Genomic DNA, 26,546 nt, shown 5'->3' on the forward strand with positions numbered 1-26,546 from the left:
CCGTAGAGGCGCTCGCCTACCCCGTGCCCAGATGGCGGAATTGGTAGACGCACCAGCTTCAGGTGCTGGCGGTCGCAAGGCCGTGGAGGTTCGAGTCCTCTTCTGGGCACCATTTTCCTGTTCGCAAACGTTCGCGACGGTTGAAAAACCCCCAGAAATCCGCCAAAAACAAGCGTCGAGCTGACCGGGGTCGTTCGCCTCAATTCGCCCAAATTCGGGGGCCTTTGGGGGCTTTTCCTGGGGGCCCCGGCCAAGCCCCTTTAGAAAGGCCCCCAACGTGCCGCTGTCTGACTTGGCTATCAAAGCTCTGAAGCCCGGCCCCAAGGCTGTAAAAGTAAGTGATGAGAAGGGCTTATTTCTACTGCTCACGCCCAGCGGAAGCAGGCTTTGGCGGTTCAAGTACCGATTCAATGGCAAGGAGAAGAAGCTCGCTTTTGGCAGCTATCCTGAGATTCCGCTAAAAGAGGCGCGTCGACGTAGGGACGAAGCACGATCACAGATTGCTCATGGCATTGACCCGTCAGAAGCCAAGCGCGCCCTAGCGGATGCTGAGGCCGAGAGCGCTCGCAACTCGTTCTCCGTGATCGCTGAGGAGTATCTCGAGTTGATGGAGAAGGACGGCCGGGAGGCGGTCACGATCAAGAAATCTCGGTGGCTACTCAGTTTGATGGAGAAGGATCTCGGCGCCCGACCGATCACCGGGATCAAGCCCCCTGAGCTTCTTGCTGTCCTGCGGAAGACCTCTGACAAAGGGCATTACGAAACTGCGCGCCGGATGCGGTCGCTGGCGAGCAGGGTGTTTCGCTATGCGGTCGCTACGTCCCGGGCCGATGGTGATCCTACCAGCCTCCTGCGCGGCGCACTACCAGTGCCCAAAGTTAAGCATCACAGCGCCATCATCGATCCGAAAAAAGTCGGTGCTCTGCTACGCGCGATCGATGGCTTCGACGGGCAGCCACTGACCAAGATCGCCTTGCAGCTGACCCCACACCTTTTCGTTCGCCCAGGCGAGCTTCGCCGGGCGGAGTGGCCAGAATTCGATCTGGAAAAGGCGGTCTGGACGATCCCGGCGGAAAAGATGAAAATGAGGCGGGCGCACATGGTGCCGCTGTCGCGCCAAGCGCTTGAACCTCATACAAAACGCCCATGCGCTGAGCGCTCGACAGAGGTACGTGTTTTCGTCGCTTTACCCGGGCAATCGCCCCATGTCCGAAAATACGATCAACGCTGCTCTACGTCGACTGGGGTTTAGTGGCGACGAGATGACTGCTCACGGTTTCAGGGCAATGGCAGGTACCCTGCTTAACGAGTCGGGCCGATGGAACGCGGACGCAATCGAACGCGCACTTGCACATCAAGAGGTAAACGCTGTGAGGGCAGCCTATTTGCGCGGTCAGCATTGGGAAGAGCGGGTAGCTATGGCCCAATGGTGGAGTGACTATCTCTCAGATTTGGCGGCAGCTTAGCGCCTCAATACTCGCCATTCAGCCTGCGCGGGCATTATCCAGAAAGCAGCCGTCTGTTAATTCAGAGTTGAGTGACGGCTGGATGGTTTTTGAGTTCAAGGCTCAGGACCCCGGTGCGCTTCCATGCTGGGGAAAAGCGGCGCTGAAGTCCCCGTGCACCTTCATCTCGATTCAGGGCGGTTTCGTCGTTTCGTGCGGAATCCGTCCGCAGTGGTGACGAACAGCTGGTGCCGGTTGCAGTGCGTGGCATCGAACGACGATGACGATCTCATCCAAGGCATTTGTATTGCGCCGGTCCGCAAAGCTGGCCGGCTGGATCGGCTTCGCGTCGTTCGAACTTCTGGTTGTCGCGCTCGTCAGCCTCGTGGCTTCGGTCCGTTGTTGCGGCGCCCACAGTCCGGCCGGTCCTCAATCGCCGGGCGAGTGGCTCGCGCTCGCGCTGTTTGCCCCTGTCATGCTGCTGCTCGGCGCAGCAGTGGGCGGCGGGATCGCGTGCGCGTTGGAAGGCCTGCTGCGTCTTTTCGCCCGCATAGCCGAATCACGTCCGGACGGATCTTCGTCGTAAGCGCGGGCATTGCCGTCGCGGCCTGCTGGCCAAAACAGCGACCAGCGACCGACAAGGCATCCCTCACTTCAGCGAGGAAACCATCATGACTTCAACGCCTGTCAAGCTTGCCCTGGCCGGACTGGCCACAGCTGCCGCCATCGGCCTTTCCTCTCCCGCTCACGCGGGCACCGGGTGCAACGGCGTGGTCAACATTCTCGTGTGGGGCTGTGCCCCCTGGGACAACAACAACGGGCCGCAATACCCCTACTACAAGAAGAAGCAGGTCACGATCCAGGCACCGCGGGGCAGCCGGATCACGATCAAGGACGGACATGCAGTCGTGAACGTGAACGGCCGCGACTATCCGGTGGTGAATGGCGCCAGCGGCGTCATTGCGGCGGGCGGTGGCAATGTCGTGTCGGCAGGCGGTGGCAACGTCATTTCAGCGGGGGGGCTGAACCTGCGGGTCTGGACTTAGAACTGACGCGCAGGGGCGGCGATCGCGGCGAGAAAGTCGTCGATCGCCGCCATTGCCGCGCTCCGCACCGGCTCTCGCTCGCGCAGCAATTCGTGCGCCACGCCCTTGCCGAACCGACACAGGGTGACGTTCGGAAGCTGCCCGATCAGGCGTAGCGCGGCACCGCTGTGAGTCAGGCGGTCGCGATCGGCGACCATCAGCAGCAAAGGGATATGCAGGCTCCCGACCTCCGGGTTTGCGCGCAGCTTTCTGCTTGAGGAAAACGCTTCCGCCAACCAGCTCCAGCTCGGCGGCCCCAGGCGAAATGCCGGGTTCTCGTCCAGCCAGAACTGCTCGTCGAGATACCGCTCGAGGTCCCCCGTCATCATCGACATGCTGTCGATCTGATTCGCCGCGCTCGCGCTTTCCCTCCACGGCCCGCGCGCTCCATTGCCGCGACGGACTTGCCAGGAAGCAATGGCCTCGCTCAGACGGACGCCGAGCGGTGTACGGATACGGATCATCGGCGACAGCAACACCGCCGCATCGGGCACGACCTTACGTTCGACGAGCGCGCGCAGCAGCAGATGCCCGCCCATCGAATGGCCCATCACGACATGTGGCCCTGCTGTGCGGTCCCGCCATGCCGCGGCGACGTCGGCCAGGTCGGCAACAAGGCGCGCGAAACTTCCGCTGTGCCCAATCAGCGGGTCTGCGGTCAGCCGGGGCGACCCTCCATGCCCACGCCAGTCGAATGCATCGACATTCCAGCCGCACTCGCGCCAATGCCCGAACGCTTCGAGATACTTCTCGAAAAAGTCGCCGCGGCCGCCCAGGAACAAGATCGATCCGCGCGGCGCGTCCGTCTCCCACCGGAATGTACGCAGCGGGTAGGCATCGTCGGTTTCGTACCATCCGACCGACGCATCGTCATGCACTCGCCGCCGCAGCAGCGCCCCGATCTGCGCTCCGCTCACTCTTCGATCGCCCCGGTGACTGCGGCCAGCACCTGGGACCTGTACAGCGGTCCGACGGGGACCACGCTGTTGTCTGCCAAGGTCAGCTTGAGGACCTTCCCTCTCCGATTGATTCCCCGGACCGCGGATGGCCTGACAAAGGCCGAGCGATGCGCGCGGATCAGTCCGCCGGCGATCATTCGCGATTCGAGCTCTGCCATGGTGATCCGGTAGAGATAGGCCCGGTCGGCGGTATGAAAATAGACATGGTCGCGCGCCGCTTCCACACGCTGGATGCTCTCGACGCTGACGCGTGCGAGTCCGGTGCGCACCGGCACCCAGAACACATCCTCTTCCTGGCTTTCAACTGGCGTGGCGATCGGCGCCGGCGCTCCGGCGCGTCGGGCGGCCTGGCGCTCGCGTAGCCGCGTCAGCATCTTGGCGAGGCGCAGGCGGCGGAGCGGCTTTAGCACATAATCTGCAGCACCCAGTTCGAAGGCATCGACCGCATATTCCTCGTGCGCGGTCAGAAACACGATGTCGATGTCCTGCGGCACCAACTCGATCGCGGTTTGAATGCCGGTCTTGCCGGGCATGCTGATGTCGAGGATGACCGCATCGGGAGCCGCGTCGGCGATCAGCGCGAGGGCGGCAAGGCCGTTGTCGGCCTCCCCGACAATCTCGATGCCGCCGTCTTCGCCGAGCAATGCGCGCGTCAGCTCGCGCGAGAGCGGTTCGTCATCGACGATCGCGATCCTCATGCCACCTTCTCTCGCTCAAGTGACGCGATCGGAAGGTCGATCGCGACCCGATAGCCGTTAGCGACAGGGCCATGCTCAATCGCTGCGCGGTCCCCATAATGCAGCTGGAGCCGGCGCCGGCTGTTGTCGATACCGATACCGTGACCCCGTCCTGCGCCACCGGAGCCATCGCTGGTATTGAAGAGCTCAATGCGAGCCACCCGGCCATCGCCGGTCACGCTGATGCGAATGCTTCCCGGTCCCTGGATCTCGGCCACGCCATGGCGCACCGCATTCTCGACCAGAGGCTGGAGCAGGAAATTCGGAAGTAGCAGTTCCTGCAGATCGGGATCGAGTTCGATCGCCAGGCTAAGCCGGTCGCCGAAGCGGGCGCGCTCGATTTCCAGATAGGCGCGGATCGTCGCCAGTTCCTGCGCGATCGGCACCATCGCATCAGGTCGCGAGACCAACGCCGCACGCAGAAAGTCGGCAAGGCGGCCGAGCATGTCTTCCGCCTCGTCATCGCGCCCCCGCACAACCAGGCTGGAGATGCCGTTGAGGGTGTTGAACAGAAAATGCGGGTTGAGCTGAAGCCGCAGCGCCGCCGCCTCCGCACGGCTCGCCGCGGCGGCAAAGCTTATCGCGCGCGCCTCGTTCAGCCGAGCCATATCGGTCGCGCGCGCAGCCCAGACGAGCGCGATCGACAGATACATGGTCCAGCAATAGAGGATCAGCATCAGCACCAGACGCTGCGGCTGCATACCGACCGCCCAGTCTTGCCAGCTCGGCACTATGGTGAGGGCAAGCAGCTGAAGCAGCGCCTGGTCGGCTAGAGTCTGGATCATCGCCGCTACCAGTCCGGCAATTGCCATGAGCAGCCATTTTACGTGTCCCGCCCGTTCCGCCAGATGGTCGAGCAACAGGCTCAGCGCCACGGCCTGCGCGATGCCGAGCAGCAGCAGCGGGACATTGGCAACCACCATCATGCCGCCCGCAAAACGCCCTTGAGCTATCGCGCCGCCGATCACCAGGGCATATCCGAACAGCCACAGGACTGCGCAAAGCCGGATGGCCGTCCCACGCATGATGCTACGCAAGATACGCTGCACGCAAACCTCTGTACGCTATAGAAAATGCGCCCCCAACCCCCCTCGGAAATGCGGCAATTCGGTCGTGCTGCCAAGCGCTTTTGTCGCATTGAGGTCCGCCGGGCGGTGCCAGTGCCCCGCTGGTCGCGCGCCGCTCGTGCCGGCACCGCCGGACTGCAAGCAGGATCAGCAATATCGTCGCACGAGAGGCATATGATCCGCTTTCCGATTATTCTGCTTGTTTCCGCTTCGTTGCTGGCGTCTGGCTGCGGAGCGCAGGACTTTGGCGACCTGCCCGAGGATCCCAAGGAACGCGCCCTGCTGTGCACCCGCGCAGGGGTAATGCTCATCGGGGCGACGCCGTCGAAGGACAAGGAACGCTTCGATCGGGTGTCGGCGAAGGGCCGCGAACTGGCGAATGCGAACGGCTTTTACTCGCTTTTCCCGGGAAGCAACGAGGATCCAGGCAAAGCGCTGGGAGCCGAAGCGACGATCCAGTCGGCGGTAGGGTCGCACTGGGCGACGACGATCAACACCTGCTTCAAGGCCTATGGCATCGAGGAGGAACCGGTCCCTGAGCTGCCACGCGAACCCTATGAACGCACGGTCGTTTGCGCGGCGGCGATCGCTTACGACAATCTCGGCGGCCGGGACATGGATGCCGAGGCACGCATCATCTATGATCCGCAGGCCGGATATCTGCTGCACAAGGCGGCGATTCTTGCAGGTGGCGCCGACAAGCTGGCCACCGCCAATGACGACGCCACCGCGCTACTCGGGCAGGTGATGACCGCCGGGACGGCGCGGGCATGGGCGGCGGAGTGCCGCAGGAGCGACCCGAAGATCGACAAGGCGGCGGCCGCGTTGCCCACGGACGACGCGGCCGCGCTGACGATCTGCGACGATGTCCTGAGCTTCGCGGAAGAAGGCGGGCTGGCGAAGGGCGCGAAGGAGAGCGCGCCCGCCAAGCGCTACGCCGCGGTCTATCGCACTGTGCACGCGCAGTTCTCGGCGATGCCCACTCCTGCTTCCGAGGCGATAGAGGCCGCGATCAAGGCGGTCGCCGAGTCCGGACGGCTCGACCAGATCGGCGACCGGTGCGTCGCGCGGTTCGGCAGTTGAGTTTGGGGGTGTAGAAATGGACGTCTTTACCGCAGTTTCGTTGGGCCTGATCCTGCTCGGCATTCCGATCGCCTGGTTCGGTATCCACCGCTATCGCAAGCAAGGACGGCGTTTCGCCAGCGCAAGGGCGCACTGGAAGCGGACGGATGCGGAGGTGATCGATGCGCAACTGGTCGATCGCGAGAGTACCGATAGCGACGGCGATTCGACGACCTGGTATGAGCCAAAACTTCGTTATCGCTACGCGGTGGCCGGGCAGGTGTTCGAGGGGGATCGAACCGCCCTTTGCACGGCGCTTCGATTCTCGCTGTTTCCACCGGCGCAGCAGTGGCTGCTGGCGCATCCGCCGGGCACGGTGATCGACCTCTGGTACGACCCCGCTCAACCTCAAGACAGCGCGCCGCTTCTCGACAAGCCGAGCCTTTTCGCTGCGGCGGCACTGGTGATCGTCGGCGGTGGCTTTGCGGGATTGGGCGCGGCGCTGCTTGCAGGCTTTGCCTGACCGCACCCTGAATTCGTTGCGACAGGTACGGGCGATCCCGTCCCTGTCGACGCCAAGTGTGGGAGCCCTTCATGCAAAAGACCTTCACGATGATTTCCGTCGCGGCACTGATCGCGCTCGGACTGGTTGCAGGCGCTAGCGCCGCATGGACGGGTAGCATTCGCGTCCTTCAGGTGGATCCATGGGACAACGCACGCTACCTCATCGGCGTGAAATCGAGCGCTGAAGCGCTCAGGATCATCGACAGCGGTCAGTTCGACATCAATCTGGAGAATGAGGAGGGTTACACACTCCTTCACTTTGCGGCAGAGGCAGGCGATCTCGAGCTGGTCAAGGCCATGCTTGCCCGAGGTGCCAACCCTAACGCCAAGAACAATTCGGTGGGGTACACACCCTATCAGATGGCCTATTCAACGTCGGTCAAAGCCGAACTCCGCAAGGCGATGAGCGCCGCGCAGGCCCCCACCCGCGAGGCCGGCGGCGCAGCATCGCCTAAGGGTGCGTCTAAGGCCGCCCCCGTCAAGTCGAATGGCATGTGCGAGATGGCGCGCAACGACCCTGCGAGCAGCAGCCGGTCGCCGGCATTGCGGCCGTTCCTCGCAGCGAAGGACGCGATCTGGTATAACAAGCCTGACGAGCTGACCGGTCTGCTCGAAGATTGCGTAGGGGTGAACCAGCAGGACGAATATGGTTGGTCTCTGCTCCATCAGGCAGCGCAGCGTGACCGGGTCGAACTGGCAAAGATTCTGCTGAACAAGGGCGCTAGCAATGCCCTTCGCAACAAGGATGGCCAGACTCCGGGGCAACTCGCCACCTCGCCTGAAATGAAGGCGCTGCTCGGCGGATCCGTCGCGACGGCGAAGCCAGCAACCTCGCGCGATATCGGATGCCAGCAGAAATATCGGGCCGATTCAGCACTTTGCTCCGATTCCACCTGCCGGATGCGTTCGATGCGCAAATGGCAGCAATGTCTAAAGACTGGCAATTACTGGTAGCAGCGGACCCAGTTGCACCGGGATTGGAAACACTGCGGGCTTGCCCAGTGGGCAGAGCATGCCGAACTCTTGTTGCGCTTCGCCGGCCACCGCTTCCAGGAGACGAGACAGACGTCCGACCGACGCGATTAGTGGGCGTTGGAGTCCGACGATCAGCAGCGAAATCAACCTCGCCGCCCTTCGGTCGGAATCTGATCGTCGGCTTTACCCGCCGCCTGAGTTGAGAGTGAGCATTCCGCTCCCCGCCCACATTCGACCGACTGATCAACGGTCGAGTACTCGATTTTTGCGCATGGCAGCTTTCGCACATTCTAAGCCAAGAGCTGACTGTCAGCTACCGGCCCAGTAGCGGCCATTTTTGTCCCATCGAGGAGTTTATCCACAGCGTTCTGAAAAGAAGTGTAGCCTTATCGAACCTGCTCAGTACCAGCTGACCCGCCGGATGAACATAAGAAGAACGGAAGCGGATCGTTCCTGATATTTCGTGGTCACCTGCGGAGGAGGCAGGCGCTATGCCGATGCTATCTAAGTTGGCAGCAATTCGCCTTAGTTGCGGTCGTTCCACCTGTTGCCGGACGATCCCGAAAGCTGCCGCTCGTCAGAGCCTGCATAAGTGTTGCGAGCGTAAAATGCTCGACGGGCACGCAGCGCTTCCAATTAGAGGGTTGGAGTAGCTGCACTCAGATTTGGTGCTACAAGGTCGCGACATCTAATTGAAAGGCGAGAGCGGACCCGTGAAATCCTTCGAACGCCGCCTCAACGCCATTGTGAACAACTCGACCATGGCGATCTTCCTGATGGATGATCGGCAGCATTGCATCTTCATGAACCATGCCGCCGAGGAGCTGACTGGCTATCGGTTGGAGGAAACGCTGGGTCGTCCGCTGCACGATGTCGTTCACCACCAGCGACCCGACGGCAGCCCCTATCCACTCGCGGAGTGCCCGATCGACCAAGCCTTTCCAGAGCGCGATCGAATGCAGGGTGAAGAGGTCTTCGTTCACAAGGACGGACACTTCTACCCCGTCGCGTTCACGGCATCTCCAATCCTCGGCGATGACGGCCTCCCTGTCGGCACGATCATCGAAGCGCGTGATCTCACCGCAGAGAAAGCGCGCGAGTCAGCGCTTAAGGAGAGCGAAAGCCGGTTCCGCAACATGGCGGATCATTCACCCGTCATGATGTGGGTCACCGACCCTGACGGCTATTGCATTCACCTCAATGCGCGTTGGTACGAATTCACGGGTCAGGCGCCGGGAACGGGCGAGGGTTACGGCTGGCTCGACGCGGTGCATCCAGACGACCGACTGCTAGCGGAGCAGGCGTTCGTCGCAGCCAATGCGGCCCGACGCGACTACCGCGTCGATTTCCGTTTGCGGCGCGCGGACGGCATGTATCGCTGGACGATCGACGCGGCAGCAGCAAGGTTCGATCAGGACGGTCGCTATCTCGGCTATGTCGGCTCGGTGATCGACATCGATGAACGTCGCGAGGCTGAGGACAAGCTCGCACTGAGCGAGGAGCAGCTGCGCCTGGCCACCGAGGTAGGCGAGATCGGCCAGTGGGACGTCGATCAGGCAACCGGCAGCATGTTCTGGCCGCCACGCGTCAAGGCGATGTTCGGCATCTCGCCCCATGTGCCGGTAACGTTGGAGGACTTTCATAACGGCGTTCATCCCGATGACCGCGAGAAGACCCGCGCCGCCTATGAGGCCGCGAGCGATCCCGACCGTCGTGCGCTCTATGACGTCGAATATCGCACGGTCGGCAAGGAAGATGGGATCATCCGCTGGGTGGCCGCGAAAGGCCGCGGCTTGTTCAATGCCGATGGCGTCTGCTTCCGGGTGATCGGCACGGCGATCGACATCACCGCCCGTAAGGCGGACGAAGCTCGCCTGCGCGAGCTCAACGAGCGGCTGGAGCAGGAAGTTACGGCGCGGATCGCCGAGCGCAACCGGGTGTGGGAGATGAGCCGCGACCTGTTCGCGATCATGGGCTTTGACGGTCACCTCAAGGCGATCAACCCGGCCTGGGAAGTCACCTTGGGCCGCGACGTTGAAGCGCTCCTCGCGCTGTCGTTCCGGGACCAGGTGCATCCGGATGACCATTCCGCCGTTGAATCGATGATGGAGCAGCTGCTTCGCGGCGAAACCGTTGAGCGCTTCGAAGACCGCCTACGCCACGCGGATGGATCGTGGCGCTGGATCTCGTGGACACTCGTGCCTGAGGGTGATGTGTTCTATGCCGTGGGTCGCGACGTAACCCCCGAAAAGGCAGCCGCAGCAGAGCTGGAGCACGCGCAGGAAGCGCTGCGCCAAAGCCAGAAAATGGAAGCAATGGGTCAACTGACCGGCGGCGTCGCTCATGATTTCAACAATCTTTTGACGCCCATCGTGGGCTCGCTAGACCTGCTGCAGCGAAAGGGCCTTGGCGGCGAGCGCGAGCAGCGGCTAATCGAAGGCGCGATCCAGTCTGCCGAGCGTGCCAGGACATTGGTTCAGCGTCTGCTTGCCTTCGCACGACGCCAGCCGCTTCAACCTACCGCAGTCGATGTCGGCCAACTTGTGAATGGTATGGCTGACTTGCTTGCTAGCACGACTGGCCCTCAGGTTCGTGTTGTTGTTGACGCGGCCGACGGACTGCCGCCTGCCAATGCCGATCCCAACCAGCTGGAGATGGCGCTACTTAATCTGGGCGTGAATGCTCGCGACGCCATGCCAAAGGGCGGCACATTGAAGATCATCACGACCCGTGAAGTGGTGGATTCCGAGACCGGTCCGTTGCAAGCAGGTCAGTATGTCAAGCTGTCGGTAGCCGATACGGGCGTCGGGATGGACGACGCAACGCGCGCGCGCGCCATCGAGCCCTTTTTCTCAACGAAAGGCATTGGCAAGGGCACTGGCCTTGGGCTTTCGATGGCGCACGGCTTAGCGGCGCAATTGGGAGGCGCCCTCATCATCCAAAGCGAACAGGGCGTCGGCACGAACGTAGATCTGTGGCTTCCCGTCAGTGGAACGTCGGCAAGCAGCGGGGAAGTCTATGATGTCGGCGCGATGATCGGTGATGCTCGCGGAATAGCGCTGCTCGTGGATGACGAGCAGGCAGTTCGGGCGAGCACCGCCGACATGCTGGCCGAGTTTGGCTTCCAGGTGCAGGAAGCCACCTCCGGAGAGACGGCGCTGGCGCTGGTCGCTGATGGGCTGATGCCTGATCTGCTCGTCACCGACCATCTTATGCCGGGCATGACCGGAGTGGAACTCGCCCAGACGCTTCGAGAGACGTTCCCGCAGCTGCCCGTGCTGATCGTTTCGGGCTATGCGGAGGTCGAGGGAATTGCACCAAGCTTGCCACGGCTGGCAAAGCCTTTCAAACGTGCCGAGCTCGCAGCAAGCCTTGCCGTGCTTATGGCGCGTACCGAGCCTTAATTAGCAACGCTGGCACTACAGCTAATCTTGATCGTTGCGATTGCGAATATCAATTGGCAGCTGAAGAGCATGATCGGACCAGACGATTTGCAACGCTTCAATCCCCGAGAGAACTCCGACGTAGACCCCACGGGTCTGGCAGCCGGCACGCCAGCAGCTGGCAGTGCCGACACGGAGCACGAAGACATTATGGGGCGTCCGGGGCTCAAGCACTGGCGCGAGAGCACGATCACCGATCCCGATCTTCAGGCACGTGGCGGCGTTTTCTTCGCCGCGATCGAGATGACTCGGATGCCGATGATCCTGACCGATCCCAACCTTTCGGACAATCCGATCGTCTTTGCGAACAAGGCGTTTCTCGACCTGACAGGGTATGAGGAAGAGGAGGTGCTCGGTCGCAACTGCCGGTTTCTTCAGGGTGCGCAGACCGATCGCAACTCAGTCGCCGAACTGCGCGAAGCGGTCGATGCGAAGTCGTCCATCGCCTTGGAGATCCTCAACTATCGACGCGATGGGTCGGCCTTCTGGAACGCCGTGTTCATCGGCCCGGTGTACGATACTGAGGGCAAGCTGCTCTACTTCTTCGCCAGCCAACTGGACGTCACGCGCCGCCGCAATACCGAGCAGTCGTATCGACAAGCGCAGAAGATGGAATCGATCGGCCAGCTCACGGCCGGATTGGCGCATGATTTCAACAACCTCCTTCAAGTCGTCAACGGCAATCTGGAAATGCTCGCGGCTGCCAAGGACCCGGATCGGATCCAGCGCCACATCGCGGCTGCGCAGTCGGCGGCCGAGCGCGGCGCGAAGCTGACCCGGCAACTGCTTGCGTTCGCACGCAAGACGCGGCTCGAGCCGCGGCCGGTCGACCTTTCGCAGCTCATGAGCGAGTTCAGCGATCTGATCGAAACGTCGATCAACAAGCAAGTCGACCTGCATTTGAGCCTTCGGCGCGGACTCCCTCACGTCGTGGTCGATCCCGACCAAATCGAAATGGCGCTGTTGAACATCGTCAACAATGCGCGCGATGCGATGCCCGCTGGCGGGATGATCACCATTTCGACAGTGCCGGTACACCTCAATGGCGATGCTGAAGCGCGCGACTTGCCGTCGGGAGACTATGTCGCGCTCGAAGTGCGGGACACCGGTACTGGCATGCCGCCCGAGGTCGTCGAGCGGGCGACCGAGCCCTTTTTCACGACCAAGGGCGTGGGCAAGGGAACGGGCTTGGGCCTGGCGATGGCGAGTGGCTTCGTGCGGCAATCCGGTGGGCGTCTCGAAATCGAGAGTGAGCCGGGCGTTGGCTCGGTCATCCGCATTTTGCTGCCCATCATGGCAGCAAACGTTGCATCGGCTGACACGCGTCCGCGAGAGGCCGCGGACGCAGTTGCCGCGGGTGGCGCACAGCATATTCTGGTCGTCGAGGATAATGACGAGGTCTTGGCGCTCGCGCGTGAGATACTGGAAAGTGCCGGCTACACGGTCTCGACGGCCATCAGCGGCGAGCAGGGGCTCGATCGTTTCCAGGAACTCCATGCGAGCAATCGCATCGACTTGCTATTTACCGACCTCGTCATGCCGGGCGGCATGAACGGGCTGATGCTGGCCGATGCGATTTATGAGCGCGATCCCAGCGTCTCGGTCCTGATGACCACGGGCTATAACGAGGAGCTCGTCGTCAACGGCCCGCGCGCCCGCTCGACCGACGTTCTCAGCAAGCCATACCGTCGTGCCGAGCTTCTCGATCGAGTACGGCAGGCGCTCAATCGCAGGGGCGAGGGGATACAGCGAAGGAACCGCTCCGAGTTCGGCGCAGCGCAGGCTTAGTTGAGACACTTGGCGCAGGTAGCAAAGCGCCCCAATCTCGGCCGTTTAGCCTGATCTCACGCCACCCGAAAGCCTGCCGTCCGTTCATTTCGCACTGAGCAACAGCGAGAACGACTGGTTCGGGAACATCACCGTGATTGCCAAGCCAACGTCGAAAAGGCAGCTTTCAACCGACTCCGGGGTGACAGCAAGCGGCGGCAGGGAACCAGAGGTGGCCGCTAAGCGGCCCGGCGAACATTCAGCTGACCTACCTGCCTCGATTGAGATCGACGGCAGCTATGCGCCCTATAAGCGGTCATTCGACCAGCAGACCAGAGAACCCTAAAGCGGTCATTGGTTCAGCCTAGGCGAAAGCAGCAGATGCCGAGTGGGAAGTCTTCGAGGAAAGGTTAGAACGCTATCCGTGCTGCCATGAACGGGTACCCGCTCTACCCCTATCCGGTCTGCAGCCCTTGCAGCGTTTGCTCGATCGAACGAAACTCGCCACCCCTGATCGTGTCCTACCCGAGTGGCTGGCGACTAGTCGTCGGAGCCCATAGATGCACCCCAGTCGGTTCGCGCGGCTTTTTCATGCCATTCATCGACAAAGGTGCGCGCGGCCCAATCATCCCACGCCGCGATCATCGCCTTCAACCGCGCGGGTTCGTGTTTGGCGAGATCGCGCAGTTCGGTGCGGTCGGCGGCCATGTCGTACAGCTCCCAGGGGCCAGCGAGCCGCTGGACCGCCTTCCATTGGCCGTCGCGAACCGCCTTGTTGCCCTCATGCTCCCAAAACAGCGGCTGGCGGCGCTCGATTTTGCCGCCGGTAAAGGCCGGGACCAGGCTGACCCCCTCCATCGGCAGGATCGCATGGCCGCCGAAGCGCGCCGGATAGCGGGCACCAGCGAGCTGCACCAGGCTGGGCATCACGTCTATGACATGACCCGGTGTGCGCTCGAAGCTGCCCCGCAGCTTTGCCGCAATGCCACGTGGCCAGTGCGCGATCAGCGGGGTGGCGATGCCCCCCTCCGCTGTGAAATGCTTGAACGAGCGAAAGGGCGTATTCTGGAGCATCGCCCAATTCATCCCGACGAACACATTGCTCTGCGGCCCGCCCCACGGCGCCGGGCCGGTACGACCACGCGGTCCCGATTCGGCGTTGCCCCATTGTCGGACATGATCAGGATCAGCGTGTTGTCGAGCATCTTGCGTTCGCGCAGATGCGCGACGAGGTCGCCGACCGACTTGTCCACGCGCGCGACGGCAGCGGCATAAACCGCCATCATCGCGTCGAACCGCTCGCGCTGGGCGGGGGCCAGACTGTCCCATTCGGTCGCGCTTTGCGGGCGCGGGGTGAGCCCCTTGTGCGGGCCGATCAGCCCCATCTGCTGCTGGCGGGCATAGCGCTCCCGGCGCAGCTGGTCCCACCCGGCCATATATTTGCCCCGGAAACGGGCGATATCCGCCTCCGGCGCCATCAGCGGAAAATGCGGCGCGACATGGGCGAGGTATAGAAAGAAGGGCTTCTTCTTCGCCTGCGCCTCATCGGCAAACTTCATCCCCCATTGGGTCCAAAGGTCGGTGCCGTACCAATCCTTGCCAAGCATCGGATCGTCGGTGCGGATCGGGCGGCCATCAACCAGCAGCGTGCGCGTACCCGCGTCGGAGCGTGCCGCCTGTTTCGGATAGTAGATGCCGCCCGCGATCGCGCTCAGCGAGCGATCGAAACCACGCGCGACCGGGGTGGTCCCTGGCGTGTTGCCGAGGTGCCATTTGCCCGCCATCGCCGTGAAATAGCCCGCCTCCCGCAACACTTGCGGAATGGTCACCGCGCGCGGGTGCAACTGGCCATGCGTCCCCCGCGACTGTGGCAAGCGTAGGCCGCTGAGGTAGCCCATTCCCGCCTGATGCGGATTGAGTCCGGTAAGCAACGCGGCGCGGGTCGGGCTGCATCGGGCGTTGTTGTAGAATTGGGTGAAGCGCAGCCCGTCTTTCGCCAGCGCGTCGATATTGGGCGTCGGGATTTCGCCGCCATAACTGCCGAAGTCGGAGAAACCCATGTCGTCAACGAGGATGACGATGATGTTGGGACGCGGCGGTGCCTCGGCTGGCGGGGTCGGCTTGGCCGGAGTGCGTGCCAACAGCGGGGTGGCAGCGGTGGTTGCCGCCAGCGCGGCGAGCAGGAGTGTTCTACGCAACATGGGAATGCTCTCCGATAGCGGCGATAAAGGTAGCGGCGCGATCGCCGACTTCGGCGGCGGACAGGCCCGGCCTGTACAGTGCCGAACCGAGACCGAAGCCCGCAGCTCCGGCGTCGAGCCAAGGCTTCATATTGCCCGGCTCGATCCCGCCGACCGGCAGCACCCGCGCGCTTTTGGGCAGTACCGCACGCATCGCCCTGAGCACTGCCGGCGACGCCGCTTCGGCCGGAAACAGCTTGAGCGCGGTCGCGCCCGCGTCGAGCGCGGCGAACGCTTCGGTCGGGGTAGCGATGCCGGGCAGCGAGACCAACCCGCGCGCGGCGGTCGCGGCGATCACTAGCGGATTGGCGTTGGGCGAGATGACCAGCGTACCCCCCGCCCCCGCCACAGCGGCGACATCAGCCTCGCGCAGCACCGTTCCTGCGCCGACCATCGCGCGGTCGCCCGCCGCAGCGGCGAGCCGCGCGATGCTCTCGATCGGGTCGGGCGAATTGAGCGGCACCTCAATCAGGGCGAAACCCGCGCCGATCAGCGCCTCGCCGATCGGAACAACTTCGTCGGGGGTCACGCCGCGCAGGATTGCGATCAACGGACAGGCGGCAAAGGCGGCATCGAACTGGGCGAGGTGGCTCATGCTATGGCGGCTCCGACGGCGAGGATGCCGGCGACGAACGCGGCGTGGCTGTCGATCAATGCGGCGCTGCGGCCGTTTGCGGCGATCGCAGCGGTGTAGAGATTGCCCAGCTCGGGACCGGACAGGATGAAGATCGGCGCGTCAGGTGCCGCGGCGAGCCGCGCGGCGACATCGCTGCCGATCAGCAGCCCGCTGGCATAGGCGGCGGCATCGGCATCATCGCGCGTGCCGAGCATCTTTGCCGCGCGAATGCCAAACAGAGATGCGGCAAGGTCGCGACGCTTGCCGTCGACAACGCCCTCGAGAAAGGCTGAACTGGTGGTGACCTCACCGTGAAGCTGCGCGGCGAGCAGGCCATGGGCGCGCAGCAATGCGAACAGCTCACCGGTCATCGCGGTGGTAAAGTCGGCGATGCGCCCCTCCACCATTACCGCCCATTTGCAATGCGTCCCCGGCTGAACGAGCAGCGCGTCGCCGGGGACCAGCCCCGCCGTGACCGCGCCGAGCAATTGCACTTCCTCGCCGCGCATCACGTCCGTCGATGTCGAAACACCAGGGACGATCATCGTACGGTCGTCAATCCGCAACAGAGTGGCAGCCAGGTCCGATACCCCGGCGGGTGCCGGGACATAGGGTGCGACCCGCCAGCCGATGTTCGACCCGACCATCCCCGCCAGCAGCATCGGCAGATCGCCGAACCGCGCGCGGATCGCCGCCGCCTCCCCCGCGAAATCGGTGACGGCCGTGACACCGCGTTCGTCGCGTTCGGTGCGCACGACCGCTCCGTTCTCGATCCGGTAAACCCGGCGGTTGGTGGTTCCCCAGTCAACCGCCAGAAAAGCGTCGTCCATCCTCACCACCATGCGGTGTAAAGCGCGATCAGGATCACGACGACAATCGCGCCCGCAATGTTGAACCCGGCGGTGGTGCCGAACGATACGCCCTGCATGGTGATACGGTTACTGCCCTCACGCGCCGGGCGGACCAGTGAAACCACGACAGCCAGTGCGAGGCTGACGAAGAACACGATCATCATCCGGTTCATGAACGGCACCGCGTTGAGCGCAGCAACGCCGCCCCAGTCGGCGGGGAACCAGAACAGGAAGCTCAGCAGCACCGACGCCACCGCGCCGATCAGCGCCCCCGCCTCGGTCGCGCCCTTCCAGAACAAGCCGAGCAGGAAGATGACGGTGATGCCCGGTGTCACGAAGCCGGAGAATTCCTGGATATACTGGAACGCCTGGTCGAGGCTGCCGAGCAACGGTCGCGCGGTCGCAATCGCCAGCAGCGTGGCGACCACCGCGCTGATCCGGCCAACCAGCACCAGTTGCTTTTCATGCGCGGTGGTAAGGTCGGCTTTGCCGCTTGCGTCCTGCGCGCGGTTCTGAACGCCCTTTGCCTTTGCGTAAAGATCGAGCGTGAAGATGGTCGCGATCGAATTGATCTTCGACGCGGTCGACGCGATGATCGCCGCGACCAACGCCGCAAAGACCAGGCCGAGCAGGCCCACCGGCAACAGCCCCATCATCGTGGGATAGGCCTGATCCGGCTTGGCAAGATCGGGCGCCAGCAGCACGGCCGCGATGCCCGGCAGCACGATGATCACCGGCATCAGTAGCTTGAGGAACGCCGCGAACACCACGCCCTTTTGCGCCTCCGACAGGCTCTTCGCCGCCAACGCGCGCTGAATGATATACTGGTTGAACCCCCAATAGCTGAGGTTTGCGATCCACATGCCGCCGATCAGCACCGACAGCCCCGGCAAATCCTTGTAGAAAGGATTGTCGGGCGACAGGATCATGTCGAACTTCTCGGGCAGCTCGGTGGTCAGGCGGCTGAACCCGCCGAGCACGCCGGCGTCGCCGCCGATCTTGCTGAGCGTCAGATACGAGATGACGAGACCGCCGAGCACCAGCAAGGTAACCTGCACTATATCGGTCAGCGCCACCGCCTTGAGACCGCCCCGCAGCTGATAGACGAGCGCGAACACGCCAAGGCCGATCAGCGCTACATCCTGATTGACGCCTGCAACCTGAGTCACCGCGATCGAGCCGAGCCACAGGATCGAGGTCAGGTTCACGAACACGTAGAGTGCCAGCCAGAAGATCGCCATCACGGTGCGGATCGTCGGCCCGAACCGCTGTTCGAGGAACTGCGGCATCGTGTAGATTTCGTTCTTGAGAAAGATCGGCAGGAACCATTTGCCGACGATCAGCAAGGTCAGCGCCGCCATCCATTCATAGGATGCGATGGCAAGGCCGATGGCATAGCCCGATCCCGACATGCCGACGATCTGTTCCGCCGAGATATTCGCCGCGATCAGCGAGGCGCCGATGGCCCACCAGGGGAGCGATTTGGACGCAAGGAAATAGTCCGACGTGTCCTTGGTGTGCCCCGCCTTTTCGCGGCTGACCCATTGGGCCAGGCCGAATATTCCGATGGCGTATGCGATTACGACGATCAAATCGATTTGCGACAGGCTTGTCACCCCGTATCCCCTCCAGCTACGCACATGCAGCGTCTGGCGCGTACATTTATCTGATTAATTAGTCTTGTCTAGCGACGCGATCGGCATAATGTGGATTCCGGACGGACCACCAGCAGGGGAAGGTGAGGATTTTGGCGAGCGAATTGACGCTGGACGGGGCGGGACGGCCCGAACTCGGCCGAAACCTCACTTATGGGCTACTCGACAATCTGGGGCGCGCGATCGTCACCGGGCGGTTTGAAACGGAGCCCTTCCCGACCGAAGCTGAACTGGCAAAGCAGCATAACGTCAGCCGGTCGGTGACGCGCGAGGCGGTCAAGATGCTGACCGCCAAGGGGCTGCTGAGCGCGCGCCCGCGGCAGGGGACGGTGGTGCAGCCGACGACGTCGTGGAATTTGTTCGACACCGATGTGCTGCGTTGGCTGCTCGAACGGCAATTCTCGGTCGATCTGCTCAAGCAGTTCAACCAGCTGCGTATCGCGATCGAGCCCGAGGCAGCGGCGCTCGCCGCGCGTTTCGGCGACGAGGCCGAGCTTCGCCGGATCACCGACGGACTTGAGCGCATGGAGGCCGCCGAAAAGGGGCTGGACGACACGCTCGACGCCGACATCGCGTTCCACGTCGCGATCCTGCGTGCGTCGAGCAACCCGTTCTACTTCCAGTTTCGCGATGTGGTGACGACCGCGTTGCGCACCTCGATCCGCTTCACCAACCGGATCAAGGGCCGCACCGCGAGCGTCGCCGACCATGCTGCGGTGCGCGACGCGATCCTCGCTCGCAATCCCGACGCGGCGCGCACCGCGATGCGCGACCTGATCGGCGATGTGCTGGAGCTGATCGACGAGGCAGAGGGGGCGAAGGCCTGACGGCCTGCGCCCCTACTGTTCAACGCTTCCTCTTCGCGACCTGTCCCGTGCTCAGACGATAGGTCATGACGTTGCGGTAGGTCTGGCCTGGGTCGAGCCGTGCGCTGGGAAAGCCCTTCTGGTTCGGCGCATCGGGAAAGTTCTGCGGCTCCATCACGATCGCATCGCCCATGCGGTAGATCTTGCCGGCCTTCCCACTACTGGTCGCGTCGAAGAAATTGCCCGAGTAGAATTGCAGACCCGGCTGGTTCGACCAGAGTTCGAAACTGCGCCCCGACAGCGGGTCCTGCACCCGCGCCATGAGCTGCTGGCCGGGAATGACGCGGCGCCCGATCACCCAATTATGGTCGTAGCCGCGGCCCCACACGATCTGCTGGTCGCTGGCGTCGCGCACGCGGTCGCCGACCGCGCGCGGGATGCGGAAGTCGAACACCGTACCAGCGACCGATTTGAACTCGCCGGTTGGGATCGCGCCGTCGTCGGTCGGCAGATAGGTCTGCGCCGGGATCGTCACGACATGGCCCATCGCGCCGTTCGCCGATCCTTCACCCGACAGGTTCCAGTAATTATGGTTGGTCAGGTTCACCACCGTCGCCTTGTTGGTCGTCGCGCGATATTCGATCGTCAGATGGTTCTTTTCGTCGAGCGAGTGGATCGCATCCACCGTCAGCGTGCCGGGATAGCCCATTTCGCCGTCGCGGCTGACATAGCGGAAGGTGACCGACGCGGTCGGGCCGCTCTTCACCGACACCACGTCCCACAGCACCTTGTCGAAGCCCTTGGTGCCGCCGTGCAGCGCGTTCTTCCCGTTGTTGACGGGCGTCTGGTAGGTCCTGCCGTCGAGCTTGAACTTGCCCTCCGCCAACCGGTTGCCGAAGCGACCGACGATCCCGCCGAAATATTGCGGCTTGGTCTCGTACAGGCCGATATTGTCATAGCCGAGCGCGACGTCCGCCTTGCGCCCGTTGCGGTCGGGCATCACCAGCGACTGTATCGTCGCGCCATAGGCGAGCAAGGTCACCGATACACCGCGACCGTTGGCAAGCGTGACCGACGCCACCTCGCGCCCGTCAGACAGCTTGCCGAAACTGCCCCGCTTGGCGGTCGCTGCTTCGGCAGTCCCGCCCAGGACACAGGCGGCGGCAGCGGCCACCAGATATGCGCTCTTCGTTGGCATGATGAGTCTCTCTCCTGCTTTATCCGGCATACATATTGGGTAACCGGCCGCGACAGCCGGGATCGACTTCGAACAATGCGCCGCCATGCGCCTCGTCCACGCCGTCGGCCGCCGAGGTGACGAACATGCGATCGAGATCGGGACCGGCAAAAGCGCAGCTCGTGATCTGGCTGGCGGGCAAGTCGATCGACCGCTCGCGCAAACCGGCGGGGTCGAAGCGGGTCACGCACGCTGCGCCCCAGCACGCGACCCACAGCCCGCCATTAGCATCGAAGGTCATGCCGTCGGGATTGCCCCAATCGGGTTCGAACGTGACGAACGGCGTACGCGGACCGAGACTGCCATCGTCATGAATGTCGAACCGGAAGATCGTGCCCAGCGCGGTATCGGTGTGGAGCAGAAAGCGACCTTCGGGGTCGATCGCAGGACCATTGGCGATCGTATAGGGACTGTCGACATGGACGATCAGCCCGTCGTGATCGATCCGGTAGAAGGCACCGCTCGGCTGATCGCAGCTAGCGGGCATCGTCCCCGCCCAGATGCGGCCGATATGGTCCGCCTTGGCATCGTTGAGGCGATTGCCGGCGACCCCGCGATCGACTTTGCCGATCGGTACACGCGTGTTCGCGGGGAGGTCGAACAGCACCACATCGCGCCCGATACCCGCGACAAAGCCGCCGCGCGCGCGCTCGATGATCCAGGCGGCATAATCGGGCTGTTCGAAGCTCGTCACCGCGCCGTCGGCGAGAGAGAGGCGGTTGATCCGATGGTCGAGGATGTCGACCCAATAGAGCGCATCCTCGCGCGCCGACCAAAGCGGGCCTTCGCCCAGCCGATCGGCACGGTCGCGGTCGATCACATGGACCTGCGCCATCAATGACTGTCCCGGGGAAGCCCGCGCGTCTGGGCGATCCGCTGATACTTCACCGCCAGCTCGATCACTGCGCCGCCCTCGAACTGGCCGGTGACGTTGCGGTGGATTTCCTGCCAGGGGGTTTGGGACTGCGGGACATAGTCCAGCTCGGCGGCCAGCGCCGCGCGGCGCGCCTCCAGTTCCTCGGGCGCGACCAGCATGTTGGCGGTGCGCTTGCCAAGATCAATCCGCACCCGGTCGCCGCTGCGGATCAACGCGAGGCCGCCGCCCACCGCCGCTTCGGGCGCAGCGTTGAGGATCGACGGGCTGCCGCTCGTCCCCGACTGACGCCCGTCGCCGAGGCACGGCAGCGCGTGAACCCCGGCCTGAATTAGCGCGGCGGGAGGCCGCATGTTCACCACCTCCGCGCCGCCGGGATAGCCGATCGGCCCCGCACCGCGCATGATCAGGATCGAGCGGTCGTCCGCGCCGAGCGCCGGATCGTCGATCCGCGCATGATAATCCTCCGGCCCGTCAAACACGATCGCCGTCCCCTCGAACGCTTCGGGGTCGTCCGGGTCGGACAGGTAACGCGCCCGAAACTCGGGCGAGATCACGCTCAATTTCATCACCGCGCTGTCGAACAAATTGCCCGACAGCACGGTCAGGCCGGCGGCGGGCTTGAGCGGGTCGGACAGCGGGCGGATGACGTCCGTGTCGCCAGCCTGCGCATTGCCGACATTCTCCGCGACCGTGCGGCCATTGGCACCGACCACGTCGCCGTCGATCATCCCGGCGCGCAGCAATTGCCCCATCACCGCCGGAACGCCACCGGCGCGGTAGAAATCCTCGCCCAGATAGGTGCCGGCGGGTTGGAGGTTGACCACCAGCGGCACTTCGGCCCCGTGCGCTTCCCAATCCTCCAAGCTCAGCTCGACTCCGACATGGCGGGCGATGGCGTTCAAATGGATCGGCGCGTTGGTCGATCCGCCGATCGCGCTGTTGACGCGGATCGCATTGAGGAACGCCTCGCGCGTCAGGATGTCGCTCGGCTTGCGGTCGGCCTCGACCATCTCGACGATCTGGAGGCCTGTGAGGTACGCATTCTCCTGCCGGTCGCGATAGGGCGCGGGGATCGCAGCGGAACCGGGCAGCGACATGCCGAGCGCCTCGCATAGCGAGTTCATCGTCGTCGCGGTGCCCATCGTGTTGCACCAGCCAGTCGAGGGGGCCGACGATGCGACCAGCTCGATGAACCCCTTATAGTCAATCTCGCCCGCCGCCATCATCTCGCGCGCCTTCCACACGATCGTGCCGGAACCCGTGCGCTCGCCCTTGAACCAGCCGTTGAGCATCGGGCCGACCGACAGCGCGATGGCGGGAATGTTCACCGTGGCCGCGGCCATCAGGCAGGCCGGCGTGGTCTTGTCGCAGCCGATGGTCAGCACGACGCCGTCCATCGGATAGCCATAAATCGATTCGACAAGGCTCAAATAGGCAAGGTTGCGGTCGAGCCCGGCGGTGGGGCGCTTGCCGGTTTCCTGAATCGGATGCGCGGGAAACTCGATCGCAATCCCGCCCGCGTCGCGAATCCCCTCGCGCACGCGCTTGGCCAGTTCGATATGGTGGCGGTTACAGGGAACGAGGTCGCTGCCCGTCTGCGCGATCCCGATGATCGGACGGCCGGACTGAAGCTCGGCCAGGCTGATCCCATAGTTGAGATACCGCTCGACATAGAGCGCGGTCATGTCCGGATTGTCCGGATTGTCGAACCATGCGCGCGACCGCAATTTTCGCGCGTCGTTCTTCCCTTGCCCCACTCGAAATCCTCTCCGTTCACCGATGGTCGCGCGCAATTGGCGGCGGACCGATCGTCACATCGGCTTGATATCGCCGTTCGCGCCGGATAGGAAGCATATATATCGTATAAAAGAGCGGAGAGCATGGACAGGATCAGAATCGGCCTCGTCGGCATCGGGAAAATCGCCCGCGACCAGCATCTCCCCGCGCTGAACCAGGGCGGCGATTTCGACCTTGCCGCCACCGCCAGCCGCAATGGCCGGGTCGATGGCGTCGAGGCGCATGAGACAGTCGATGCACTGATCGCCGCACGGCCCGATATCGCCGCAATCTCGCTCTGCACCCCGCCCGCCGGCCGCTTCGAACAGGCGATGGCCGCAATCGCTGCCGGTCGCCATGTCATGCTCGAAAAGCCTCCTGCAGCTACCGTGTCGGAAGCCGAAGCGCTGGCCGAAGCCGCGCGGGCGAAGGGCGTGACGCTGTTCGCCACCTGGCATTCGCGCGAAGCGGCGGAGGTCGATGCGGCGCGCGGCTGGCTGGCCGACAAGGCGATTCGTGCCGTGCGGATTATGTGGCGCGAGGATATCCGCCAATGGCATCCGGGACAGGACTGGATCCTAGCCCCCGGCGGGTTCGGCGTGTTCGATCCCGGCATCAACGCACTCTCGATTGCCACCCGCATCCTGCCCGATCCGCTGGTGGTGCTCAGTGCCGAACTGGCAATCCCCGAGAACCGCGCCTGCCCGATCGCCGCGACGATCGCGATGCGATGCGGCACGGCTCCGGTCGCGGTCGATTTCGACTTCCTCCAGACCGGCGATCAGACCTGGGATATCGAGGTCGATACCGATGCCGGCACGCTTTACCTGCGCAACGGCGGCAGCCGGTTGGAACTGCCCGGCGCGGAGCCGATGCAGGGACCCAATGCCGAATATCCGCGGCTCTATGCCCGGTTCGCCGAGCTCATCCGTAACGGCGAGAGCGATGTCGATTTGCGCCCGCTCCGCCTCGTCGCCGATGCCTTCCTCACCGGGCAGCCGACCCCTGCCCCCGCATTCGAGTTCTGAGCCATGACCCGTTTCACGCGCCGAATCGTACTCGCCCTTGGCGTCGCACTTATCGTCACGCCGCCCGCACTGGCTCGCGACACCGCGCCCGGGCGGCGTGCTCCCGCGACGAAACCACAGCCAAACATCGTCGTCTTTCTCGCCGACGATCTCGGCTATCGCGACACCACGCCTGGCGGTGACCGCGACGCGCGCACGCCCAACCTCGCTAAACTCGCGGCGGATGGGCTGAGCTTCGATCAGGCGTTCGTCGCTTCCCCGGCCTGCGCACCGAGCCGCGCGGCGATGCTCACCGGTCTGATGCCTGCCCGCAACGGGGCCGAGGCGAACCATGACAAGGCGCGCGATGATCTGCGCAAGCTGCCCGCTTACCTTCAGGCGCAGGGCTATCAGGTCGTCGCGTTCGGCAAGGTAGCGCATTACAAGCACACCAAGGATTATGGCTTCGACCATTTCGCGCACGACACCTTCCACGACCATGACGGTGTCCCCGCCGCGATCAGCTGGCTGAAGGCGCGCACCGACAAGCGGCCGCTGGCGATCTTTGTCGGCAGCAACTGGCCGCACGTTCCCTGGCCGGAGAGCAGCGAGGGGTTCGACCCGGCGGCGATCAAGCTGCCGCCCAAGTCGATCGACACGCCCCAGACCCGCGAGGCTCGCGCCCGTTACCACGCCGCTGTCGCGCGGATGGACAAGGAACTGGGCGAGACGCTGACGGCGGTCGACGCGACATTGGGCAAGGACAGCCTTGTGCTGTTCTCCTCCGACCACGGCGCGCAATGGCCGTTCGGCAAGTGGAACCTCTACGACACCGGTACGCGCACGCCGCTGATCGTACGCTGGCCCGGGCAGGTAAAGCCGGGCAGCCAAACGCAGGCGATGGTCAGCTGGGTCGATATCCTGCCGACCCTGGTCGAGGTCGCGGGAGGCAAGCCGTCCGCAGAACTCGACGGTCGCTCCTTCGCCGCCGCGCTGCGTTCCCAAAACCGGTTCAAGGGCCGCCCGGAAATATTCACGACCCACAATAACGACGTCAGCATCAATGTCTTCCCGATGCGTAGCGTGCGCACCGCGCGCTGGAAATATATCGTCAATCTGCGACCCGAGACGCTGTTCACAACGCATATCGATCAATGGGCGGGGCGATTGGGATCGGGTGCCTATTTCCCGTCGTGGCGGCGTGCGGCGGAGGGCGACGCCCGCGCAAAAGCGATCGTCGATGCCTATTACACCCGCCCCCCCGAGGAACTGTACGACCTGACGACTGACCCAGACGAGACCCGCAACCTCGCTGCCGATCCGCGCCATCAGAAAGTGATGGTCAAGCTGCGCGCCAAGCTCGCCGACTGGCGGCGCGACCAGGGCGACGATCATCCGGTCAGGGGGAAACCGCATTTCGAGCGCGGTCCGATCGACGGACGCCCGGAAGACTGAGCGCCCTCAATCCCGGACAATGCAGCGAAAGCCGATATGGCTGGTCGGGCTGTCGATCGCCTGCGCGTGCCGCGCGGCGGGGCGATAGCGCTGGCAGTAATTGGGGGCGCAAAGATGCGACCCGCCCTTCATCACCTTGCGCCCGGTCCGCATAGGATCGCCCGGCTCGAAGCTTTCGCGCAACTGCGCACCGCGCGGGTTGTCGATCGCACAGCATGCCTTGCCCGGTTGGCCCGTCGGCGCGCCATACCAGTCGCGCGTCCATTCCCAGACATTGCCGATGATGTCGAACAGGCCATAACCATTGGGTGGATAGCTGCCGACGGGCGTGGTGCGGAACCGGCCGTCCGATCTTGTCGTTTCGAACGGGAACTGCCCCTGCCAGAAATTTGCGAGCACCGCGCCGCCGGGGGACAGCTCGTTGCCCCAGGCATATTCGGCGCCGTCCAGCCCGCCACGCGCGGCAAATTCCCATTCGGCTTCGGTCGGCAGCGCCTTGCCCGCCCATTTGGCATACGCTTCGGCATCCTTGTACGCGATCTGGACCACCGGATGATCGGGGTGCGCGGCGCTCTCCGGTCCCGCCGGATGCCGCCAGTCCGCCCCGGGGACGAACGCCCACCACTGGCTGTAATCGTCGAGCGGCACCGGCGTCGCGGTGCGCTGAAACACCGCCGATCCCGCCACCGCCAATGCCGGATCTAGGCCGGGATAGAGCTTCGGGTCGGGCGGCAGCTCGGCAAAGGTGCGATAGCCGGTCGCATTGACGAATGCCGCGAACTGGGCATTGGTCACCGGGGTCGGGTCGATCCGGAAGCCGCCGACGCGCACCATGCGGTGCGGCGCTTCTTCTGGGTAGAAGGCTTCCGACCCCATCCGAAAAATGCCACCGGCGATATGGATCATGTCGCGGTGCCGGTCG

General features: G+C 63.8%; 24 protein-coding genes and 1 tRNA gene. 13 read left to right on the forward strand and 12 right to left on the reverse strand.

Annotated features, from left to right (window positions below; genetic code table 11):
• The first annotated feature begins 25 nt into the window (after positions 1-25).
• From BFL28_RS04585 to BFL28_RS04600, 5 genes are all read left to right on the forward strand, one after another.
• Positions 26-112 (forward strand) — tRNA-Leu (locus tag BFL28_RS04585).
• 165 nt (positions 113-277) lie between these two features.
• Complete coding sequence (locus tag BFL28_RS04590; RefSeq protein WP_338152235.1) at positions 278-1,252, forward strand: tyrosine-type recombinase/integrase; 975 nt, start codon at positions 278-280, stop codon at positions 1,250-1,252.
• On the forward strand, positions 1,206-1,466 hold the full coding sequence (locus tag BFL28_RS21770) for a tyrosine-type recombinase/integrase (protein WP_338152236.1): 261 nt from the start codon (positions 1,206-1,208) through the stop codon (positions 1,464-1,466). Before BFL28_RS04590 ends, BFL28_RS21770 begins: the two co-directional genes overlap by 47 nt.
• Positions 1,467-1,725: 259 nt before the next feature.
• Entirely contained in the window at positions 1,726-2,031 is a 306-nt protein-coding gene (locus BFL28_RS04595) for a hypothetical protein (RefSeq protein WP_069319439.1), read from the forward strand.
• Positions 2,032-2,116: 85 nt separating this feature from the next.
• Complete coding sequence (locus BFL28_RS04600; RefSeq protein WP_131818595.1) at positions 2,117-2,491, forward strand: hypothetical protein; 375 nt, start codon at positions 2,117-2,119, stop codon at positions 2,489-2,491.
• Here BFL28_RS04600 and BFL28_RS04605 read toward each other — a convergent pair.
• From BFL28_RS04605 to BFL28_RS04615, 3 genes are read right to left on the reverse strand one after another with little or no spacing between them, the layout of a single operon-like run.
• Complete coding sequence (locus BFL28_RS04605) at positions 2,488-3,447, reverse strand: alpha/beta fold hydrolase (protein WP_158011623.1); 960 nt, start codon at positions 3,445-3,447, stop codon at positions 2,488-2,490. The two genes, BFL28_RS04600 and BFL28_RS04605, sit on opposite strands and share 4 nt — an antisense overlap.
• Positions 3,444-4,187: a LytR/AlgR family response regulator transcription factor gene (locus BFL28_RS04610; protein WP_069319441.1), complete on the reverse strand. Its 744-nt coding sequence runs from the start codon at positions 4,185-4,187 to the stop codon at positions 3,444-3,446. Before BFL28_RS04610 ends, BFL28_RS04605 begins: the two co-directional genes overlap by 4 nt.
• Complete coding sequence (locus BFL28_RS04615; RefSeq protein ID WP_069319442.1) at positions 4,184-5,251, reverse strand: sensor histidine kinase; 1,068 nt, start codon at positions 5,249-5,251, stop codon at positions 4,184-4,186. Before BFL28_RS04615 ends, BFL28_RS04610 begins: the two co-directional genes overlap by 4 nt.
• Positions 5,252-5,467: 216 nt before the next feature.
• Here BFL28_RS04615 and BFL28_RS04620 point away from each other — a divergent pair, with 216 nt between their 5' ends.
• The 5 genes from BFL28_RS04620 (at position 5,468) to BFL28_RS04640 (ending at position 13,125) form a co-directional block, all read left to right on the forward strand.
• Complete coding sequence (locus BFL28_RS04620) at positions 5,468-6,376, forward strand: hypothetical protein (RefSeq protein WP_069319443.1); 909 nt, start codon at positions 5,468-5,470, stop codon at positions 6,374-6,376.
• 16 nt (positions 6,377-6,392) lie between these two features.
• Entirely contained in the window at positions 6,393-6,878 is a 486-nt protein-coding gene (locus tag BFL28_RS04625; RefSeq protein WP_069319444.1) for a DUF3592 domain-containing protein, read from the forward strand.
• Between the two features lie 71 nt (positions 6,879-6,949).
• Positions 6,950-7,873, forward strand: a complete 924-nt coding sequence (locus BFL28_RS04630) for an ankyrin repeat domain-containing protein (protein ID WP_069319445.1) — start codon at positions 6,950-6,952, stop codon at positions 7,871-7,873.
• A gap of 797 nt (positions 7,874-8,670) precedes the next feature.
• Positions 8,671-11,298 (forward strand): PAS domain S-box protein, encoded by a 2,628-nt coding sequence (locus BFL28_RS04635; protein ID WP_420911753.1) that lies wholly within the window; start codon positions 8,671-8,673, stop codon positions 11,296-11,298.
• A 69-nt stretch (positions 11,299-11,367) separates the two neighbouring features.
• Positions 11,368-13,125 (forward strand): histidine kinase famiy protein, encoded by a 1,758-nt coding sequence (locus BFL28_RS04640; protein ID WP_069319487.1) that lies wholly within the window; start codon positions 11,368-11,370, stop codon positions 13,123-13,125.
• A 519-nt stretch (positions 13,126-13,644) separates the two neighbouring features.
• Here the strand turns inward: BFL28_RS04640 and BFL28_RS21285 are convergent.
• The 5 genes from BFL28_RS21285 to BFL28_RS04660 are packed head-to-tail and all read right to left on the reverse strand — an operon-like array spanning position 13,645 to position 18,427.
• Positions 13,645-14,178 (reverse strand): sulfatase/phosphatase domain-containing protein, encoded by a 534-nt coding sequence (locus BFL28_RS21285; protein WP_206599076.1) that lies wholly within the window; start codon positions 14,176-14,178, stop codon positions 13,645-13,647.
• Between the two features lie 8 nt (positions 14,179-14,186).
• Positions 14,187-15,305 carry a sulfatase-like hydrolase/transferase gene (locus tag BFL28_RS04645; protein ID WP_206599077.1) on the reverse strand — a complete coding sequence of 373 codons (1,119 nt, stop codon included), beginning with the start codon at positions 15,303-15,305 and terminating at the stop codon, positions 14,187-14,189.
• On the reverse strand, positions 15,295-15,939 hold the full coding sequence (locus BFL28_RS04650) for a 2-dehydro-3-deoxy-6-phosphogalactonate aldolase (RefSeq protein ID WP_069319447.1): 645 nt from the start codon (positions 15,937-15,939) through the stop codon (positions 15,295-15,297). The genes BFL28_RS04645 and BFL28_RS04650 overlap by 11 nt, the downstream gene beginning before the upstream one ends.
• Positions 15,936-16,790, reverse strand: coding sequence for a 2-dehydro-3-deoxygalactonokinase (locus BFL28_RS04655; protein ID WP_119184542.1), 855 nt, complete (start codon positions 16,788-16,790; stop codon positions 15,936-15,938). Before BFL28_RS04655 ends, BFL28_RS04650 begins: the two co-directional genes overlap by 4 nt.
• Positions 16,791-16,792: 2 nt before the next feature.
• Complete coding sequence (locus tag BFL28_RS04660; protein WP_241527214.1) at positions 16,793-18,427, reverse strand: sodium/sugar symporter; 1,635 nt, start codon at positions 18,425-18,427, stop codon at positions 16,793-16,795.
• A gap of 131 nt (positions 18,428-18,558) precedes the next feature.
• Here BFL28_RS04660 and BFL28_RS04665 point away from each other — a divergent pair, with 131 nt between their 5' ends.
• The gene (locus BFL28_RS04665) at positions 18,559-19,293 is read left to right on the forward strand and encodes a FadR/GntR family transcriptional regulator (protein ID WP_241527215.1); all 735 of its coding nucleotides are present in this window, start codon (positions 18,559-18,561) and stop codon (positions 19,291-19,293) included.
• Between the two features lie 19 nt (positions 19,294-19,312).
• Here the strand turns inward: BFL28_RS04665 and BFL28_RS04670 are convergent, their stop codons facing one another.
• The 3 genes from BFL28_RS04670 to BFL28_RS04680 are packed head-to-tail and all read right to left on the reverse strand — an operon-like array spanning position 19,313 to position 23,071.
• Positions 19,313-20,470: an aldose epimerase family protein gene (locus BFL28_RS04670; RefSeq protein ID WP_069319449.1), complete on the reverse strand. Its 1,158-nt coding sequence runs from the start codon at positions 20,468-20,470 to the stop codon at positions 19,313-19,315.
• A 19-nt stretch (positions 20,471-20,489) separates the two neighbouring features.
• Positions 20,490-21,344 (reverse strand): SMP-30/gluconolactonase/LRE family protein, encoded by an 855-nt coding sequence (locus tag BFL28_RS04675; protein WP_069319450.1) that lies wholly within the window; start codon positions 21,342-21,344, stop codon positions 20,490-20,492.
• Positions 21,344-23,071 carry an IlvD/Edd family dehydratase gene (locus tag BFL28_RS04680; RefSeq protein ID WP_241527220.1) on the reverse strand — a complete coding sequence of 576 codons (1,728 nt, stop codon included), beginning with the start codon at positions 23,069-23,071 and terminating at the stop codon, positions 21,344-21,346. Before BFL28_RS04680 ends, BFL28_RS04675 begins: the two co-directional genes overlap by 1 nt.
• A gap of 195 nt (positions 23,072-23,266) precedes the next feature.
• Between BFL28_RS04680 and BFL28_RS04685 the strand changes: the two genes are divergently transcribed.
• Positions 23,267-24,190 (forward strand): Gfo/Idh/MocA family protein, encoded by a 924-nt coding sequence (locus tag BFL28_RS04685; protein ID WP_069319452.1) that lies wholly within the window; start codon positions 23,267-23,269, stop codon positions 24,188-24,190.
• A 3-nt stretch (positions 24,191-24,193) separates the two neighbouring features.
• Positions 24,194-25,624 carry a sulfatase family protein gene (locus tag BFL28_RS04690; RefSeq protein ID WP_069319453.1) on the forward strand — a complete coding sequence of 477 codons (1,431 nt, stop codon included), beginning with the start codon at positions 24,194-24,196 and terminating at the stop codon, positions 25,622-25,624.
• Positions 25,625-25,630: 6 nt separating this feature from the next.
• Here the strand turns inward: BFL28_RS04690 and BFL28_RS04695 are convergent, their stop codons facing one another.
• Positions 25,631-26,530, reverse strand: a complete 900-nt coding sequence (locus tag BFL28_RS04695; protein ID WP_069319454.1) for a formylglycine-generating enzyme family protein — start codon at positions 26,528-26,530, stop codon at positions 25,631-25,633.
• Positions 26,531-26,546 lie beyond the last annotated feature (16 nt).

This window comes from Sphingomonas turrisvirgatae, assembly GCF_001721295.1.
GTDB lineage: Bacteria > Pseudomonadota > Alphaproteobacteria > Sphingomonadales > Sphingomonadaceae > Sphingomonas > Sphingomonas turrisvirgatae.